This is a genomic window from Mesorhizobium sp. WSM3862, assembly GCF_002294985.1.
Lineage (GTDB): Bacteria > Pseudomonadota > Alphaproteobacteria > Rhizobiales > Rhizobiaceae > Mesorhizobium.
Genome location: NZ_NSGE01000005.1, coordinates 638,832 through 655,871 on the forward strand (window position 1 = coordinate 638,832; position 17,040 = coordinate 655,871).

At 65.7% G+C, this 17,040-nt stretch carries 16 protein-coding genes, 1 tRNA gene and 1 pseudogene; 8 read left to right on the forward strand and 10 right to left on the reverse strand.

Translation table 11 applies throughout. The features are described from left to right. Nucleotides 1–3: 3 nt before the first annotated feature. Entirely contained in the window at nt 4–1,575 is a 1,572-nt protein-coding gene (locus CK224_RS18940; protein WP_095782763.1) for a HAMP domain-containing sensor histidine kinase, read from the reverse strand. Further along, the gene (locus tag CK224_RS18945) at nt 1,563–2,261 is read right to left on the reverse strand and encodes a response regulator transcription factor (protein ID WP_095782764.1); all 699 of its coding nucleotides are present in this window, start codon (nt 2,259–2,261) and stop codon (nt 1,563–1,565) included. Before CK224_RS18945 ends, CK224_RS18940 begins: the two co-directional genes overlap by 13 nt. A 537-nt stretch (nt 2,262–2,798) precedes the next feature. Between CK224_RS18945 and CK224_RS18955 the strand changes: the two genes are divergently transcribed. Together CK224_RS18955 and CK224_RS18960 are read left to right on the forward strand one after the other, a co-directional pair. Beyond that, nucleotides 2,799–3,680: a CoA ester lyase gene (locus CK224_RS18955; protein ID WP_245425990.1), complete on the forward strand. Its 882-nt coding sequence runs from the start codon at nt 2,799–2,801 to the stop codon at nt 3,678–3,680. A gap of 55 nt (nt 3,681–3,735) precedes the next feature. Beyond that, a complete protein-coding gene (locus CK224_RS18960) occupies nt 3,736–3,942 on the forward strand; it encodes a DUF1737 domain-containing protein (protein WP_095782767.1) in 207 nt (68 codons plus the stop codon). Between the two features lie 25 nt (nt 3,943–3,967). Here CK224_RS18960 and CK224_RS18965 read toward each other — a convergent pair whose 3' ends face one another. Next, nucleotides 3,968–4,405: a metallopeptidase family protein gene (locus tag CK224_RS18965; RefSeq protein WP_066991616.1), complete on the reverse strand. Its 438-nt coding sequence runs from the start codon at nt 4,403–4,405 to the stop codon at nt 3,968–3,970. Nucleotides 4,406–4,588: 183 nt separating this feature from the next. Here CK224_RS18965 and CK224_RS31935 point away from each other — a divergent pair, with 183 nt between their 5' ends. Genes CK224_RS31935 through CK224_RS18980 form a run of 3 tightly spaced genes read left to right on the forward strand, consistent with a single transcriptional unit; the run spans nt 4,589 to nt 10,432 of the window. Beyond that, nucleotides 4,589–5,686 (forward strand): hypothetical protein, encoded by a 1,098-nt coding sequence (locus CK224_RS31935; RefSeq protein ID WP_095782768.1) that lies wholly within the window; start codon nt 4,589–4,591, stop codon nt 5,684–5,686. Beyond that, entirely contained in the window at nt 5,628–7,103 is a 1,476-nt protein-coding gene (locus CK224_RS18975) for a DUF6504 family protein (RefSeq protein ID WP_095782769.1), read from the forward strand. The genes CK224_RS31935 and CK224_RS18975 overlap by 59 nt, the downstream gene beginning before the upstream one ends. Next, nucleotides 7,100–10,432, forward strand: coding sequence for an error-prone DNA polymerase (locus CK224_RS18980; protein WP_095782770.1), 3,333 nt, complete (start codon nt 7,100–7,102; stop codon nt 10,430–10,432). Before CK224_RS18975 ends, CK224_RS18980 begins: the two co-directional genes overlap by 4 nt. Nucleotides 10,433–10,456: 24 nt before the next feature. On the opposite strand, the gene CK224_RS18985 is transcribed toward CK224_RS18980, so the two are convergent. The 4 genes from CK224_RS18985 to CK224_RS19000 all read right to left on the reverse strand — a co-directional run bounded on the left by CK224_RS18985 (nt 10,457) and on the right by CK224_RS19000 (nt 13,225). Next, complete coding sequence (locus CK224_RS18985) at nt 10,457–10,696, reverse strand: Trm112 family protein (protein WP_095782771.1); 240 nt, start codon at nt 10,694–10,696, stop codon at nt 10,457–10,459. Nucleotides 10,697–10,777: 81 nt separating this feature from the next. After that, nucleotides 10,778–11,449: an LON peptidase substrate-binding domain-containing protein gene (locus CK224_RS18990; RefSeq protein WP_095777066.1), complete on the reverse strand. Its 672-nt coding sequence runs from the start codon at nt 11,447–11,449 to the stop codon at nt 10,778–10,780. A gap of 195 nt (nt 11,450–11,644) precedes the next feature. Continuing rightward, complete coding sequence (gene trxA / locus CK224_RS18995) at nt 11,645–12,640, reverse strand: thioredoxin (RefSeq protein WP_095782772.1); 996 nt, start codon at nt 12,638–12,640, stop codon at nt 11,645–11,647. Nucleotides 12,641–12,727: 87 nt separating this feature from the next. Continuing rightward, nucleotides 12,728–13,225, reverse strand: coding sequence for a prolyl-tRNA synthetase associated domain-containing protein (locus CK224_RS19000; RefSeq protein WP_066991899.1), 498 nt, complete (start codon nt 13,223–13,225; stop codon nt 12,728–12,730). Between the two features lie 207 nt (nt 13,226–13,432). Here CK224_RS19000 and CK224_RS19005 point away from each other — a divergent pair. Next, nucleotides 13,433–13,507, forward strand: a tRNA-Gly gene (locus CK224_RS19005). 67 nt (nt 13,508–13,574) lie between these two features. Here CK224_RS19005 and CK224_RS19010 read toward each other — a convergent pair. Together CK224_RS19010 and CK224_RS19015 are read right to left on the reverse strand one after the other, a co-directional pair. After that, nucleotides 13,575–13,868 (reverse strand): hypothetical protein, encoded by a 294-nt coding sequence (locus CK224_RS19010; RefSeq protein ID WP_095782773.1) that lies wholly within the window; start codon nt 13,866–13,868, stop codon nt 13,575–13,577. Between the two features lie 222 nt (nt 13,869–14,090). Further along, nucleotides 14,091–14,531 carry an Lrp/AsnC family transcriptional regulator gene (locus CK224_RS19015; protein ID WP_095782813.1) on the reverse strand — a complete coding sequence of 147 codons (441 nt, stop codon included), beginning with the start codon at nt 14,529–14,531 and terminating at the stop codon, nt 14,091–14,093. Nucleotides 14,532–14,660: 129 nt separating this feature from the next. Here CK224_RS19015 and rocF point away from each other — a divergent pair, with 129 nt between their 5' ends. Both rocF and CK224_RS19025 read left to right on the forward strand, forming a co-directional pair. Further along, nucleotides 14,661–15,593, forward strand: coding sequence for an arginase (rocF, locus tag CK224_RS19020; RefSeq protein WP_095782774.1), 933 nt, complete (start codon nt 14,661–14,663; stop codon nt 15,591–15,593). A gap of 2 nt (nt 15,594–15,595) precedes the next feature. After that, the gene (locus tag CK224_RS19025; RefSeq protein ID WP_095782775.1) at nt 15,596–16,654 is read left to right on the forward strand and encodes an ornithine cyclodeaminase; all 1,059 of its coding nucleotides are present in this window, start codon (nt 15,596–15,598) and stop codon (nt 16,652–16,654) included. 162 nt (nt 16,655–16,816) lie between these two features. Here CK224_RS19025 and CK224_RS31940 read toward each other — a convergent pair. Next, nucleotides 16,817–17,040, reverse strand: a pseudogene (locus tag CK224_RS31940) (ISAs1 family transposase); the annotation flags it as partial.

The window sequence follows — 17,040 nt, forward strand, 5'->3', positions numbered from 1 at the left end:
TCCTCACGCGACCGGCAAATTGATCTCGAAGCGCGCGCCGCGTTCGGAGTCAACCAGCGTTATCGTGCCATCATGCGCTTTCAGGAGGGCCAGCACGATGCCGAGGCCCATGCCGGTGCCGCCGGCCTCGCGCCTTGTGGTGAAGAACGGCTCGAAGATTTTCGCGCGATTGGCCGCCGAAATGCCGCCGCCGTCGTCGCCGACATGGAGAGCCACCCTCTCGCCCGCCTTTTCGGCGCCGACCGTCACCTGCTTCGCGCCGTGCCGTGCGGAATTGTCGATGAGGTTGGCGAGCACGATCGCGAGATTCTCGCCCGAGATGCCGAGGCCGATATCGCTGCCCGATTCGACGCGTACCTCCAGCCTGGCGTCGACCGGCAGCAGCGCCAGCGCCGCGCCGATTGTCGTGCTTTCGCCGCTCGGCGCCAGGTTTTCCGCGCGCGCCAGTTCGAGCAGCCGGCGCACCAACAGATTGAGCCGCCCGGCATCGGTGACGATGTTGTTGGAAAAACGCCGTCGCTCGTCCTCGTCCATCGTCCCGCCGGAATCCCTGAGCAGCTCGGCCGCGCCCTGGATCGCCGTCAGCGGCGATTTCAGCTCATGCGAGACATGGGTGGCGAAGGTCTGGATGCTGTCGGAGCGCGCCTCGAGTTTTTGCGCCATGTCGAGGAAGGCGGCCGACAGCGCCGCCATCTCGCGCGTGCCGTGATGGGCGAGCGGCCGCATTGCCTCGCGGTCGCCGGCGGCGATGCGTTTGGTGCGCTCGATCAGCGCATAGATCGGCCGGCTGACGGTGCGGATGAACACCAGCGCGATCAGCAGCGTACCGCCGAGAATCGCGATCGCCGCGAGCGTGACCTTGCCGCGCTCGCCATAGAGATGTTTCACGATGTTGTTCGGCGTCCGCGACATATAGACCACGCCGGCGACCCTGCCGTCGAGCTCGACCGGCAAGGCGACGAAGACGCGCACCTTGGTGCCGCGACTCACCGAATAGAGCGGCGGCGGCGGCTGGTCGGGAATCCGCAGGCGAAGCTCGCTTGCATAGGCGCCTGCGAGCGCCTGCCGCACCTCCTCGACCTCAACGAAAGACTGTCCGACCTCACCGCCGCCGGCAATCACCACGCCATGCGGATCGAGCAGCCGGAAGCCGGCAAGCGTTGTCTTCTGCGCCTCGTCCAGAATGCCGTCGAGCTTTGCGCCTATGGCCGCGAAGTCCGGATCGGCGGTGGCGGGAACGGCCGCCGGTCGCGACGGCATGACATTGTCGGAGGCAAGGTCGAGCTGCGGCTCGATCGGCTGATAGGGGTAATTATTGTCCGTTGCCGGATCCGCCGAGATCGGCGTTCCCAACCGTTCCGGTGCAATGCCGGCCGCGCGCACCGCATCGGCATAGACGGCGGCAATCACCGCGCCCTGTGCGATGAGCTCGCCCTCGGTCTGGCGGATCAGCTGGTTTTCATAGAGCCGGAAGAAGAACAGCCCGACCAGCGGCAGCGCCATCACCACGATCAGGATGGCGACGACCACGGTGGCGAGCCTGGGCCGCCATTTCTCCTTGCTCAGCCACCGCATCGGCCGAGCCGGAAGCCGACGCCATGCACGGTCGCGATCGCATCCGAACAGCCGACCGCCGCCAGCTTGGCGCGGATGTTGCGGATATGGCTGTCGACGGTGCGTTCCGAGACATGGATGTTGGACTGGTAAGCATTGGCCATCACCGCATCGCGGCCAAGCACATGCTGCGGGCGGCCAAGAAAACCTTTCAGAATCGCGAACTCGATCGCTGTTAGGGTGAGCGGCCTGCCTTCAAAGCTCGCCGCATGGCTTGCCGGAACCAGCACCAGCTTGCCATGCGCGAACCGACGGTCGTCAGCGTCTTCCTCCACCACCGCCGGGCGCGCCCGCCGCAGGATGACGTTGACGCGGGCAACCAGCTCGCGTGGGCTGAACGGTTTCGTCACATAGTCGTCGCCGCCCATTTCAAGGCCGAGGATGCGGTCGATTTCTTCATCGCGGGCCGACAGGAACAGCACCGGCACGTCGGAGCGCTGCCGCAGCCTGCGGCAGACCTCCAGCCCGTCCATTTCCGGCATGCCGATGTCCAGCACGATGAGGTCGGGCGCGCGGCGCTCGACCGCTTGCAGCGCGGCGGCGCCGTCAGCGACGGCGGCCGTCTTCATGCCGGCCTTTTCCAGCGCGAAGCAAATGATCTCGCGGATATGCGGATCGTCGTCGGCGACGAGGATGTTGTGCGGCATGGAATCGGCAGCTCGCTGAATACGGTTTTGTCATGACAGGATTAGCAAGCGGGCCGTGCTTGTCGAGAGCGCGCAAAGGCCGCCAGTCGTGAAAGCTGGCGTCAAGACCGAACCGTCCCGAGCGCCGCCGCTCGCATGGCATGCCGCAGCCGTGATCTTGGGATGAAAGGAAGCATGACCGCCGTTATGCGCGGCCTCTGCGGCTCGACCAACCACCAGCCTTCGTTGCGGAGGCGCCGGGGCAGGGACCAGCGGGATCTGTGATGTGTTCGCATGCCGCCTGTTTCGCCGGCGGCTGCGGAAAGCGCGCGGCGGATTGGAGGAGGTTTTCCGCAAGGATTTGCAGATTTCGTGCAGGAGCACAGTCGTTTCAGGCTGGCGCCGCCCCTCACCTGCCTGCCGGCATCCTCTCCCCGTATAGTGACGGGGAGAGGGGCGCTGCCATCGCCGGCTTCGCTTCGACAATTAGCCAGAACGCAAATGAGTTCAATGGTGCCGCGCCTTGCCTCACTCGTCTCCAGCCTGCATAGATCGGCCATGACCTCTGACACCTACCGCCCGCGCCGCTCGGTGCTCTACGTGCCCGCTTCAAACGACAAGGCGCTGGCCAAGATCGCCTCGCTCGCCTGCGATACCGTCATCATCGACCTCGAGGATGGCGTGGCGCTGGCCGACAAGGTTTCCGCCCGCCACAAGCTTACCGGCATCCTCGCCGCGCGGCCGGCGCGCCGCTGCGAGATGGTGGTGCGCATCAATCCGCTCGGCAGTGAATGGGGCATCGACGACCTGTTAACCGTCGCCAAGGCAGAGCCCGACGGCATTCTTTTGCCCAAGATCGGCACGCCGCGCGACATCCTCGACGCCGGCGACCTGCTCGACGACAATTTCGCGCCGGATATCGTTAAACTGTGGGCAATGATCGAGACGCCCAAGGCGCTGCTCAACGTCGGCGCCATCGCCGAGCTTGGCCGCGATCAGGCGTCTCGCCTGGCTTGTTTCGTTGCCGGAACGAACGATCTGGTGAAAGCGACCGGCATTCTGGCAACGCCCGACCGACGCTATCTCACGCCCTGGCTGCTGCAGCTTGTGCTCGCCGCCCGCGCCGGCGGCCTCGACGTGATCGACGGCGTCGCCAACGACTTTCGCGACCTGGACGCCCTGGCGCGGGAATGCGCCGAGGCGGCCGCCATGGGTTTCGACGGCAAATCGCTGATCCACCCCGCCCAGATCGAGCCGGCGAACCGCGCCTTTGCGCCGGCGCCGGAGGCGCTGGCCAGGGCGCGGGCGATCAGGGAGGCGTTCTCACGGCCCGAAAATGCCGGCAAAAGCGTCATTGCGCTGGACGGCCGCATGGTCGAGCGGCTGCATCTGGCGGAAGCCGAGAAACTTCTGGCGAAGGCCGCAATCATCGGCGCATGATGCGCTCGAGCGATTCCAGGAAGATAGACAAGCATTGGTCACGACAGGGTCGAAAATGAAACTCTACCGCTTTCTGTCCGGTCCGGACGATTCCACTTTCTGCCATAAGGTGACTTCGGCCCTGAACAAGGGCTGGCACCTGTTCGGCTCGCCGACCTATGCCTATGACAAGACGACCAAGTCGATGCGCTGCGGCCAGGCCGTGGTGAAGGATGTCGAGGGCCAGGAATATACGCCCGACACCAAGCTCAGCGAGTGGTAGGAAAGGGCGGCAGCCCTCTCAGTCGTCACCCCGCCGCTGCCTGCTCCGCCGCTTCCTCGATCCGCTCCATGTCGTCGTCCGACAGGCCGAAATGGTGGCCGATTTCGTGGATCAGAACGTGGGTGACGATGTCGCCCAGCGTCTCCTCGTTCTCGGCCCAATAGTCGAGGATGGCGCGGCGGTAGAGCGTGATGCGGTTCGGTCCCTCGCCGGTTTGCGGGTTCCAGCGCTCGGCGATGCCGCGCCCCTCGAACAGGCCAAGCAGATCGAAGGGCGTCTCCAGCGACAGGTCGTCCATGATCTCGTCGGTCGGAAAATCGGCGATCTGGATGATGATCTCGCCGGTGAGCTTGCGGAACTCCTCCGGCAGATGGGCGTAGGCCTCCAGCGCCAGAAGTTCCATCTCATCCATCGATGGCGAGAGTTGGTCATGCCAGATGCGGGTCTTGTAGATGCGGGCCATGAGGTTTCCTTTGACCTCGGCATATAGGCTTTCGCGCCGGTCGAGGCAAATGGGCCCGGCTGGCTGGGTCTTGGAAGCTGAAAGCCGAAGGAATAAATTCCTTGCGACTCCGCTTGACTCTTCCAGGCCCCTCTGGAATCTATAAGAACATAACAGGAACAACTACTGCCGGAAGTGAACGTCATGGCGATAAGCGCCGTGGCGCGGGAAACTGTTTTTGCCCTGCGCCGCCAGATCGCGAAGATCGAGGGAACGCTGCCCGAGCGCCTGGAAGCGCCGGCTTCCGGCGCGCCAAAAGCGATTCCAGGAACAGTGCGAAGCGGTTTTCCGTCCGGACTTGCGGAAAAACAAATAGCTGGCGATGCCGCGGGATCGGACGCCACCCCCGAAATCACCATCGTCCGGCGCGGCCTCGCTGTGGCCTCGCCTGCCTTCCTGCACACCGGCATAGAACGCCTCGACACCGCCCTCGGCGGCGGCGTGCCCAAGGCGGCGCTCAGTGAAATCCATGGGTTGGAGACCCGCGATGCCGGCGCCGTCGCCGGCTTTGCGCTGTCGCTCGCCAGCCTGATCCTTAAACAGAAGCAGGGCCTGCCGGTCCTCTGGATCGGAACGGCGGAGATTTTCCGCGAGGCCGGCTTTCCCTATGCCAGGGGCCTCAACGCCTTCTTCGGCATCGAGCCCGAACAATTGCTGTTTTCCGAAGCGCCGAAACTGGTCGACGCGCTGTGGATCGCCGAGGAGGCCGCCCGCATGACGGCCTTCGCCGCCGTCCTCCTCGAGATCCGCGGCAGCCCGCGGCTTCTCGACCTTACCGCGACGCGGCGGCTGCACGCCCGTGCCCAGAGCGCCGGCCGGCCAGTATTTTTGCTGCGTCAGGCCGGCCAGGCCGAGCCCACCGCGGCGCCCGTGCGCCTCATTGTTTCGGCAGCGCCCGCGGCGAGCCGCGAAACGCTCGCCGGCGCGCTGGCCGGCTCGATCGGCCGCCCCGGCTTCACCGTCGATATCGGCAAGAGCCGCACGGCCCTGCCCGGACAATTCACACTGGAGTGGAACCCTGATGAGCACGCTTTTGCCGAAAGAAGGCCCGAGGAAGAGCGGGCAACGAATTCTGTCGCTGTGGTTCCCCTATCTTTGCGCGGAGCGGATCCTGCGCCAGCGTCTGGGGCGGTCCTGGCGTTCCCGGCCCTCGCATCCCCTGCCCCCATCTTACCCACCGGTTGTGATCAGCCATCGCGACAGCAACGCCCAGCGCATCGCAGCCCTCGACGAGCGGGCTGAGGCGCTGAAGCTGAAGCGCGGCATGGGCATTGCCGACGCGCGCGCCATGCATCCGTCGATCGATGTGGTGGAGGCCGACCCGGAGGCCGACCGCCGCCTGCTCGAAGGCCTCGCCGACTGGTGCGACCGCTACACGCCGCTGGTGGCGATCGACGGCGAGGACGGGCTGTTTCTCGACGTCACCGGCTGCACGCACCTGTTTGGTGGCGAGCGGGCCATGCAGGACGAGATCCTCACCCGTTTCTTCCAGCAGGGTTTCGATGTTCGCGCCGGCCTCGCCTCGACGCCGGGCGCCGCCTGGGCGGCGGCGCGCTTCCACGGCGACCGCATCGTTGCCGGCGGCGAGGAGGCGGCGCTGCTTTCGCCCCTGCCGCTTTCGGCGCTGCGCATCGCGCCGGAAACCCGCGCCAGCCTGGAAAGCGTCGGCCTGCGCACGGCGGGGGCGGTGATGGCCGCACCCCGCGCGCCGCTCGCCCGCCGCTTCGGCGCCACCTTGCTTCTGCGCCTCGACCAGGCGCTCGGCCGGCTCGACGAGGCGGTGTCGCCGCGCCTTCCCGTGGCGCCGCTCTCGGTCGAGCGCCATCTTGCCGAGCCGATCGTGCTCACCGACGACATCGAGCGGCTGGTGAGCCGGCTTGCCGTGGCCTTGAAGGCCGACCTCGAGCGCCGCGGCGAAGGGGCGCGGGCGCTCGCCCTTCTCCTCTTTCGCGTCGACGGCCTCGTCAGCCGCATCGCGGTCGGCACCTCGCGCCCCATGCGCGAGCCGCAGCTGATCCGAAAGCTGTTCCACGAACGGCTGACCGCGCTGGAACAGACCATCGATGCCGGCTTCGGCTTCGACCTCGTGCGGCTGTCGGTGCTTTCGGTCGCCGCCTTCGACATGCTGCAGGGCGACCTTGCCGGCGAGACAAGCGACGATGACGCCGACATCGCTTTATTCGCCGATCGCGTGCGTGCCCGCCTCGGCGAAGCCGCCGTGCTGAAGCCGGTCGTCGTCGATAGCCACCTGCCGGAGCGCGCCGTTGCCACGGTTCCTTTCGCGGAGGCGCCGCAAAGGCGCAGGCCGCCGAAGCCCGATCGGACAGCACCGCCGATGACCATCTTCCCGCCGGAGCGGCCGGTACGGCTGTTCCGCTCACCCGAGCCGATCGAGGTGCCGGCGACCGAGATCCCCGAGGGCCCGCCGATGAATTTCCGCTGGCGGCGCGCGCTTTACCGCGTCGCCCGCGCCGAAGGGCCGGAGCGCATCGCCGCCGAATGGTGGCGGCAGCTGCCCGGCGAGGAAGAGGCGCCGACGCGCGACTATTACCGCATCGAGGACAGCGAGGGACGTCGCTATTGGCTCTACCGCCAGGGCCTCTACAGCAGCGCCTCGCAGGCCGCGCCGCGCTGGTTCATGCACGGGGTCTTCGCATGAACGCGCTGACCGCCATCCCCTATGCCGAGTTCGGCATCCAGTCGAACTTTTCCTTCCTGCGCGGCGCCTCCAAGCCCGAGGAGCTGGTGGTCACGGCGAAATTCTACGGCTTTTCCTCGATCGGCCTTGCCGACCGCAACACGGTCGCCGGCGTCGTGCGGGCCTGGCAGCAGGCCAGGGTCGAGAAGCTGGCCTATCATCCCGGTTGCCGCCTGGTTTTCTGCGACGGCACGCCGGACATTGTGGCTTACCCCCGCGACCGCAAGGGCTGGGGGCATCTCTGCCGCATGCTGACGCAGGCCAATCTGCGCGACGAGAACGAGAAGGGCGCGACGCTGCTCGAACTCAGCGACCTTCTCGAATGGGGCGATCTGATGTCGTTGGCCATCCTGCCCAACCTGTCGGGAGGCGCGGAAGACAATCTGACGCTCATTAGCCGGCTTAAGGATCGTTTCGGCGCCGCGCTTCGGCTTGCCGTGGCGCCTGATTACGGCGGCAACGACCGCTTCCGTATCGAGCAGGCGGCGGCGATGGCCCACCATCTGCACATCCCGCTGATGGCGACCAACGACGTGCTCTATCATGCCGCCGACCGCCGCCCGCTGCAGGACGTGCTGACCGCGATCCGCCTCAACACGCCGGTTTCCGAGGTCGGGCTGGAGCTGACGGCAAATGCCGAGCGTCATCTGAAGACGCCGCTGGAGATGGCGCGGCTTTTCCGCCGACACCCTGAAGCGCTGGCGGAGACGCTGCGCTTCGCCGACGAGCTCACCTTCTCGCTCAGCGACCTCGAATACAATTATCCGGACGAGCCGACGGAATCCGGCCTCGGACCGCAGGCCGAGCTCGAACGCCTAGCGCGGGAAGGAGCGGCCGTGCGCTATCCGGCCGGAATCCCGGAAGAAGTGCTGCGGCGCATCGGCAGCGAGCTCGCTCTGATCGAGCGGCTGAACTATGCGCGCTATTTCCTGACCGTCTATGACATCGTGAAATTCGCCCGCAGCAAGGGTATCCTTTGCCAGGGGCGCGGCTCGGCCGCCAATTCGGTCATTTGCTTCTGCATCGGCATCACCGAGGTCGGCCCTGACCGGATCGATGCCCTCTTCGAGCGCTTCATCTCCGAGAAACGTAACGAGCCTCCCGACATCGACGTCGACTTCGAGCATGAACGGCGCGACGAGGTCATCGCTTATATTTACGAGAAATACAGCGCCAAGCGCACGGCGCTGGCCGCCGCCGTCATCAGCTATCGCGGCCGCTCCGCCCTGCGCGAGGTGGCGAAGGCCATGGGCTTGTCCGAAGACGTCAGGAGCGCCCTGTCGAGCACCATCTGGGGCTGGTCGACCTCGGAGCTCGGCGAAAGGGAAGCCAATGCCGGCGGCCTCGACCGCGCCGATCCGCTGTCGCGGCAGGTGCTGGAACGCGCCAACGAGATCATCGGCTTCCCCCGCCATCTCTCCCAGCATGTCGGCGGCTTCGTCATCACCCGCGACCGGCTCGACGAGGTCGTGCCCATCGTCAAGACGGCGATGGAAGAGCGCAAGATGGTCGAGTGGGACAAGGACGATCTCGACGCGGTGAAGATCCTCAAGGTGGATGTGCTGGCGCTCGGCATGCTGACCTGCCTGAAGCGAGCCCTGACCCTGCTCACGCATCATTATCCGCAGGCGCGTGACAAATACGGCCGGCCGCATCAGTTGAGCTCGCTCCCGCCGGAGGACCCTCGCGTCTACGACATGATCTGCCGGGCCGACACGCTGGGCGTCTTCCAGATCGAGTCGCGCGCCCAGATGTCGATGCTGCCGCGGCTTAAACCGCGTGAATTCTACGATCTCGTCATCGAGGTGGCTATCGTGCGGCCCGGCCCGATCCAGGGCGACATGGTGCACCCCTATCTGCGTAGACGGCAGGGCAAGGAGAACGCCGAATACCCGAAGCCGGAACTGAAGGAGATTCTCGGCAAGACGCTGGGCGTGCCGCTGTTCCAGGAGCAGGCGATGAAGATCGCCATCGTTGCCGGCGGCTTCCAGCCGGGCGAGGCCGATGAGCTGCGGCGCGCCATGGCCACCTTCAAGCGCACCGGCACGATCGGCAACTACCGCCAGCGCATGATCGACGGCATGGTCGACAAGGGCTACCAAAAGGAATTCGCCGAACGTTGCTTCAAGCAGATCGAAGGCTTTGGCGAATATGGCTTTCCGGAAAGCCATGCCGCCTCCTTCGCGCTGCTGGTCTATGCCTCCTGCTGGTTCAAGACCTTCTATCCCGACGTCTTCTGCGCCGCGATTTTGAACTCGCAGCCGATGGGGTTCTATCAGCCCGCCCAGCTGGTTCGCGACGCGCGCGACCATGGCGTGGAGGTGCGTGAGGTCGATATCAACCATTCCGTCTGGGATTGCACGCTGGAGGGGGCCGGTTTCGATCCTTCGCGCATCCTCGAACGCCATGCCTCGATGCGCGGCGTCATCGAGACGGCTCATGCGGTGCGGCTTGGCTTCCGTCAGATCAAGGGGCTTTCGGAGGAAGGGATGGAGGCCGCCGTCGCCCGGCGCGGCGACGGCTATCGATCGGTCAGGGATGTCTGGCTGCGTTCGGGCCTCGATGTCGGCGAGATCGAAAGGTTGGCCCAGGCCGACGCCTTCCGCTCGCTCGGCCTCGACCGCCGCGCGGCGCTCTGGGAGGTGCGCGCGCTGGACGGCAGGAGCGCAGCCGAGAAACTGCCGCTGTTCGACCAGCCCACGCTCCGCCTGCGCGAGCTGGAGCCCGAGACGAAGCTGCCGAAAATGCCGCTCGGCGAGCATGTCGTCCACGACTATCGCTCGCTCGGCCTGTCGCTGAAGGAACATCCCGTCGCCTTCCTGCGCGAGCGGCTTGACCGCGCCGGCATCACCCCTAATGTCCGCCTGCCGTCGGTGCGCGACGGCCGCCGCGTCACCGTCGCCGGCCTGGTGCTGGTGCGCCAGCGCCCCGGCAAGGGCAATGCGATCTTCCTAACCCTGGAGGACGAAAAGGCGATCGCCAATGTCATCATCTGGCCGCGCGTCTTCGACCGCTTCCGCTCTATCGTGATGGGCGCGCGCTTCATCCGCGTCACCGGCAAGCTGCAGCAGGAATCGGATGTCATCCACATCGTCGCCGACAGGATCGAGGATTTGACGCCCTGGCTGAGCGTCCTCCTGCAGGAGGCGCCCATCATCGAGCATCAGCCCGCCGGGTCATCGAATGGACCGGAGCGCTCCGCGAACCGCGGCCTGCCGGGGCGGCAGCATGTCGACGCCCTGTCGGGCGCGGCGCAACAGGTCATGCCCAAGGGGCGCAATTTCCAGTAGCGGCAACCGGTCCGCCGGCGCGATTCACGACGGCCCGCCGAGCCGCGGCGGCTTGAGAGCGTCTTCGGCCGAGATCGTGCGCGCTTCCGAAGGCAGCATGATCGGGATGCCGTCACGCACCGGATAGGCAAGCTTCGCCACGCGCGAGATCAGTTCGCTGCGCTCGGCGTCCCAGGTCAACGGTCCTTTGGTCAGCGGGCAGGCGAGCAGTTCCAGCAATTTCGGGTCGACCGTGGCTTTGCGCCCGTCACGTCCGTCCGCCATCTCGCTTTTCCATTGTCCAACTGCCGCCGGCCTAAGTGTTGAGATTCAGGTCAGGCCGATTTCACCTGAAAATCATTGCGCTTACTGCAGGCTCGAGCCAAAATCCTCATCTTCGCGCGCCAGCGTAATTTCGGTGATGGCGATCAGCGTCTCGGCGCGCGTCTTCAGGTCCGCCGCCTCGAGCAGGGCCTGCTTCTCGGCCGGCCCATAGGGCGCCATCATCGACAGCGCGTTGACCAGCATGGCGTTCTCGGCGCGGCTCACGCTTTCCCAGTCGGCCTCGAGGTCGTTGGCCTGCAGATAGGCGCGGAACGCCTTGAGCAGGGCAGGGCGGTCGACCTCGGCACCGGCCGGATCCTCCTCGAGATCGGCGAGGAAGGGAGCCATCCGGCATTGCCGGAACGGCGTCTTGACCGCCAGCTCATCTGTGACACGGAAGCGGCAGACGCCTTGCAGCGAGATCAGGTAGCGCCCGTCGCCGGTCTCGGCAAGCGAGATGATGCGCCCGGCACAGCCGACGCTGCAAAGCTCGGGCTCGCCGTCGTCGCGCAGCGCGCCGTCGAGGCTGGGCTGGATCATGCCGATCAACCGCGGCCCGGCCATCGCCTCATCGATCATCTCCAGGTAGCGCGGCTCGAAAATGTTGAGCGGCATGCGGCCGCCGGGCAGCAGCAGCGCCCCGGCGAGCGGAAACACCGGGATCCTCGACGGCAGATCCCTGGCGAGCCGGTAGCGGGCGTTTCCGACCTGCACCTCAACCCTCCGCCTGCACTTCAACTCTCGAAAGCGTCGCTGGGCAGCGTATCAATCTGCGATCTCCTCTTACGCAACCCAGCCTGTTTAAACCCTTAACCGGCAGGGCAAGCCGCTGCCGCCTATCTGGCGCAGTTGCCGCCTTGCGCAAGACCCTCTTGGCAAAAGGGGCCGGCAGCAAAGCCGGCAAAAAGCTCAGGAGAACAACAGCGACGACAGCTTACGCCGCGCCGACAGCGTCGCCTCGTCGGTCATCCCCCATGCCTCGAAGAACTTCAAGAGCTGCGCACGCGCGCCATCGTCGTTCCACGTCCGGTCGGCCCTGACGATCGCCAGCAGGTTGTCGGCGGCCTGCATCCGCTCGCCGCGCGCATTCTGCACCATCGCCAGGTCGAACCGCGCCTGGTGATCGTTCGGGTTGGCGGCGAGCCGGCGTTCGAACTCGGCCGGATTGCCGAGCGCGGCGGCTTCCGCCGCGAGCGTCATCTTGGCGCGCAGCGCGGCAAGCGCCGGCGCATCCTTCTTGTCCTCCGGCGTCTTGGCAAGCACCGCCTCGGCGCCTTGGCTGTCGCCGGCCTCGAACAGGATCTCGCCGAGCCCGGCGATGGCCTCGATGGTTTCGGGCGACTGCTCGAGGATCGCATCATAGATGTCGGCCGCGGTCTGGGTGTCGCCCGCCTCGCGCGCCTCGGCGGCCGCGGCCAGCGCTTCGGTGACCTGCGGCGCGCCGCCTCCGCCCTTGCCGCCGACCTTCTGGATGAACTGCGTGATCTGGCTTTCCGGAATGGCGCCCATGAAGCCGTCGACGGGCTGGCCGTCCTTGAAGGCGATGACCGCGGGAATCGACTGGATGCCGAGCTGGCCGGCGACCGAGGGATGGTCGTCGATGTTCATCTTGACCAGCCTGACCTTGCCGCCGGCAGCCTTGACCGCCTTTTCGAGCTGCGGCGTCAGCTGCTTGCACGGGCCGCACCAGGGCGCCCAGAAGTCGACCAGCACCGGCTGGCGGCGCGATTCCTGGATGACATCGGCCGCGAACGTCGCGGTCGTCGTGTCCTTGACGAGATCCGCGGCCGCAGGCGCCTCGCCGAGCGAGACCTTGCCGCGGTCGGCCCCGCCATACTGGACGGATTGGGCGTACTGGCCGGCATTGCCGCCAAATGAGCCGCTGAACGGATTGTTGTCACTCATGTCGTCGCCCTTTCGGTCGCGTCGTCGCCGGCTTCGGGGGGTGCGGCGCGTTATTGTCGGATTTCGGTTTCGCCATCCATGTGGCGATCAGCCCGAGACTTTCAAGATAACAGGATCGTGGCCGGTTGCCTCGACGAATTTGACGAGATCGGCAGCGGCGATGGCCGTCGTCGCTTCATTGGTCAGCGGATGGCCGTTGATGACCTCGTGGCTCATCAATTCCTGGTCCAGAACCACCTTGATCCGCCCGGCCGTGTCGTTGATCAGGCCGAAGATGGTAACCGCGCCGGGAATGACGCCGAGCAGCTCCATCAGCATTTCCGGCTTGCCGAAGGAGACGCGGCTGGCGGCGCCGATCAGGTGGTGGATCTGCTTGAGATCCACCACGGCCTCCTCGCCGACGGTGACGAGAAAGTAATTGTCCTTCTTGTCCTTGAGGAAGAGGTTCTTGGTGTGGCCGCCCGGGATCTCTCCGCGCAGCGCCTGCGAATCGGCGACCGTGAACAATGGCGGGTGGCGCACCGTCGAGACGGAAATGCCGAGATCGGCAAGAAAGGCATAAAGCTCGGCTTCGGTCTTCGGCATCGGTCCTCGCATCATCTGGAAAGCTTGTGCCGTTTACGGCGAACGATGCCCTTGGGGCAAGATCGCCCGGCTGGGCCAACGCAATCCGCCGGTTCGAAACCACCTTCCCTATAGGAAGAGCTAGCTCCAAAAAGACCGTCATTTCCCTGTTGCAATCGCCGCGCTCTTCGGCCATATAGGCGCGGCTTGCGGCCCAAGGCCGCGCGAGCGGGTGTAGCTCAGGGGTAGAGCACAACCTTGCCAAGGTTGGGGTCGGGCGTTCGAATCGCCTCACCCGCTCCAGTTTCCTTCAGGGAATCAAGCAAACGAAAAGCCGCGGTTCGCCGCGGCTTTTTCGCGTTTTTAGCCTTCAGAACAAGATTCCGTTGCGCGCCATTCCCCATACTGTGGCGACGCAGTGAACGATCCCGATCGGCAGCGCCAGCAACGGCTTGGAGCGGATCAGAAGGATATAGATCGTGAATTGGGCGCATGCCGCGAGCGACCCGGGCAAAGCGCCAACGCCCGCCATCATCAGCAGCATCATCCAGGGGACCACGACGAAACCGGGAACGTTCGTTCCGTGCCCTGCGCCCATCGTGAAAAGCGCGATGAGGAACCCGACAAAGCCCAGGCCTAACCCGGCCGCGATCGTCTTCAGCATTGCGCTGCTCTCCGCGATCTGTGGCTCGGCTCATGCTGGCCGGGCAAAATAGGTCGCGACGGAAAGGACGCGCCCTGCCGCCCACTCCTGACAGGTTGAAGCCTTTGCTCGAACAATTCCAGTAAAGTCCCTAACGGCTCGCCGCTCTCGCCGAAGCCTTCAGTCCGGAATTGCGCAAAAAAGGAAGTCGAGCGGTTCGGCGTTTCCATAAAACGAACCGCTCTACCCCAGCCTCGCCCTCGTCGTCCTCGGCGTCGCCAACAGCAGGCTCGTCTCGCTGCCGGTGATCCCGGGGATCAGCCGGATGCGACGCAGCACGGCGTCGAAGTCCGTGAGTGAGGCGGTGCCGAGCTCGACCACCAGGTCCCAGCGGCCGTTGGTGGTATGGATGGTCGACACCTCGGGAAAGCCGCCGAGCGCCCTGATCACGCGGTCCGCGGCATGGCCTTCGATCTCGATCATCATGACGCCGCGTATCTTCTGGTCGACCGCATCGGCGCGCAGCACCACCGTGTAGCCGATGATCTCGCCGGATTTCTCCAGCCGCTCCATGCGCGCCCGGACCGTCGCGCGCGAGACGCCGAGATCGAGCGCGAGATCGGAGACGCTGCGCCGCGCATCGTGCCTCAGAAGCGTCACCAGTCTCTCGTCGAGCGCGTCCATGTTGACCATTTCGAGCAGCCGATCTGCCCACTATGATAAATCGACCTTTTCGAAATGCCAATTTATCCTGTTCAAACCGCCAGGCAGCGGTGCTTCACTCCGGCAAATCAAACGCAAAGGCGGAAAGTGATGCGCTGTAGGATCGTCGGCGCGCCGGTGCAGGACGGCGCGGGCAGGATGGGATGCGAGATGGGGCCGAGCGCGTTGCGCACCGCGGGGCTTGTCGCGGTGCTGTCGGAGCTCGGCCATGAGGTCGAGGACTGGGGCGCGGTTGAGAAGGCGGCGGCGCGCCCTGTCGCTCATGGCAATCTCGCCTTGAAGGCGCTCCCCGAAATCTCCGCCTGGACGGCGGCGATTTCCGAGACCGCCTACGCCGCGTCGAAGGATGGCATGCCGATCTTCCTCGGCGGCGACCACTCGATCTCCGCCGGCACCGTCTCCGGGGTGGCGCGCCGCGCCGCCGAACGCGGCCGGCCGCTTTTCGTGCTGTGGCTCGACGCCCACCCGGATTTCCACACGCTCGACACCACCACCAGCGGCAATCTGCACGGCGTGCCGCTCGCCTATGCCAGCGGCCGTCCCGGCTTCAACGGCTATTTCCCCGACCTGCCCGCCGCAGTCGACCCGGCCCGCGTCTGCACCATGGGCCTGCGTAGCGTCGATCCTGCCGAGCGCCGCGCGCTGAAGGAAGCGGGTGTGACCGTGCATGACATGCGCGCCATCGACGAGCACGGCATCGCCCCGCTGCTGCGCGCTTTCCTGGCCAGGATCGAAGAGGCAAACGGGCTGCTGCATGTCAGCCTCGACGTCGACTTCCTCGACCCCTCGATCGCGCCGGCCGTCGGCACCACGGTTCCCGGCGGCGCCACCTTCCGCGAGGCGCATCTGGTGATGGAGATGCTCTCCGACAGCGGCCTGGTCTCCAGCCTCGACCTGGTCGAACTGAACCCGTTCCTCGACGAACGCGGCCGCACCGCCACCCTGATGGTCGACCTCACCGCCAGCCTGATGGGCCGCCGCATCATGGACCGCCCGACCCGCAGCCATTCCGGAAGCCTCTGATCATGACCCAGCCGTCCCGCCTTGCCATCGTCCCCTTCGTCAGCGTCGACCGCATGATGAAGCTGGTGCTCGCCATCGGCGTCGAGCGCTTCCTCACCGAGCTTGCCGCCTATGTCGAGGAGGATTTCCGCCGCTGGGAGCTGTTCGACAAGACGCCGCGCATCGCCTCGCACAGCCATGACGGCGTCATCGAGCTGATGCCGACCAGCGACGGCAAGATGTACGGCTTCAAATACGTCAACGGCCATCCGAAGAACATGCGCGAGGGCCGCCAGACGGTCACCGCCTTCGGCGTGCTCGCCGATGTCGGTTCCGGCTATCCGATGCTCTTGACCGAGATGACGATCCTGACGGCGCTGCGCACCGCCGCGACCTCGGCGGTTGCCGCCAAATATCTGGCACCGAAAGGGTCGCGCGCCATGGCCATCATCGGGAACGGCGCCCAGTCCGAGTTCCAGGCCGTCGCGTTCAAGGCGCTGCTCGGCATCGACCGGCTGCGGCTCTACGACATCGACCGCTCTGCTTCCGAAAAATGCGCCCGCAACCTCGCCGGCAAGGGCTTCGACATCACCATCTGTTCGACCGGGCAGGACGCGGTGGAAGGCGTCGACATCATCACCACGGTGACCGCCGACAAGCAGTACGCCACCATCCTCACCGACAACATGGTCGGTTCCGGCGTCCACATCAACGCCGTCGGCGGCGACTGTCCCGGCAAGACCGAGCTGCACCGCGATATCCTTTTGCGCTCCGACATCTTCGTCGAGTTTCCGCCGCAGACGCGCATCGAGGGCGAGATCCAGCAGCTCGATGCCGATCATCCGGTGACCGAGCTGTGGCAGGTCATGACCGGCCAGGCCGAGGGCCGCAAGACGAAGGAGCAGATCACGCTGTTCGATTCCGTCGGCTTTGCAACGGAGGATTTTTCCGCGCTGCGCTATGTTCGCGACCAGCTTCAGGCGACCGGCCTCTATGAGGAGCTCGACCTGCTCGCCGACCCCGACGAGCCGCGCGACCTGTTCGGCATGCTGCTGAGGGCCGCCATGCAACCTGCCGCGTAAGGGAATGAGCGCGTGATCTCCCCCCTTGCGGGGGAGATGGCCGGCAGGCCAGAGGGGGTCGCCTCGCGTGGAGCGCCAACCTCCATCTGCCGCAGCAGGCCGAGCCCAGTCGGACCGACCCCCTCTGTCGCCTTCGGCGACATCTCCCCCTCAAGAGCAGGGCTATCGCATATGAGTAAAGAGTTCATAGAAGAAGTCTTTGCTCCAATTGGCCCTGCGCATCTTGCTGGCGATTGGTTTGTCGAGGGGATGGGCAGCCAAGATGTTTTGGGCGAGCCTGCGGATGACGGCCAGGTTTTGTGGCGCGTAGTCCTTTCGGGTGCGGGCGTCATCCTCGTGGAAGACAACATCAAGGCTCCAGTGCAACTGGTTTTCGATCGTCCAGT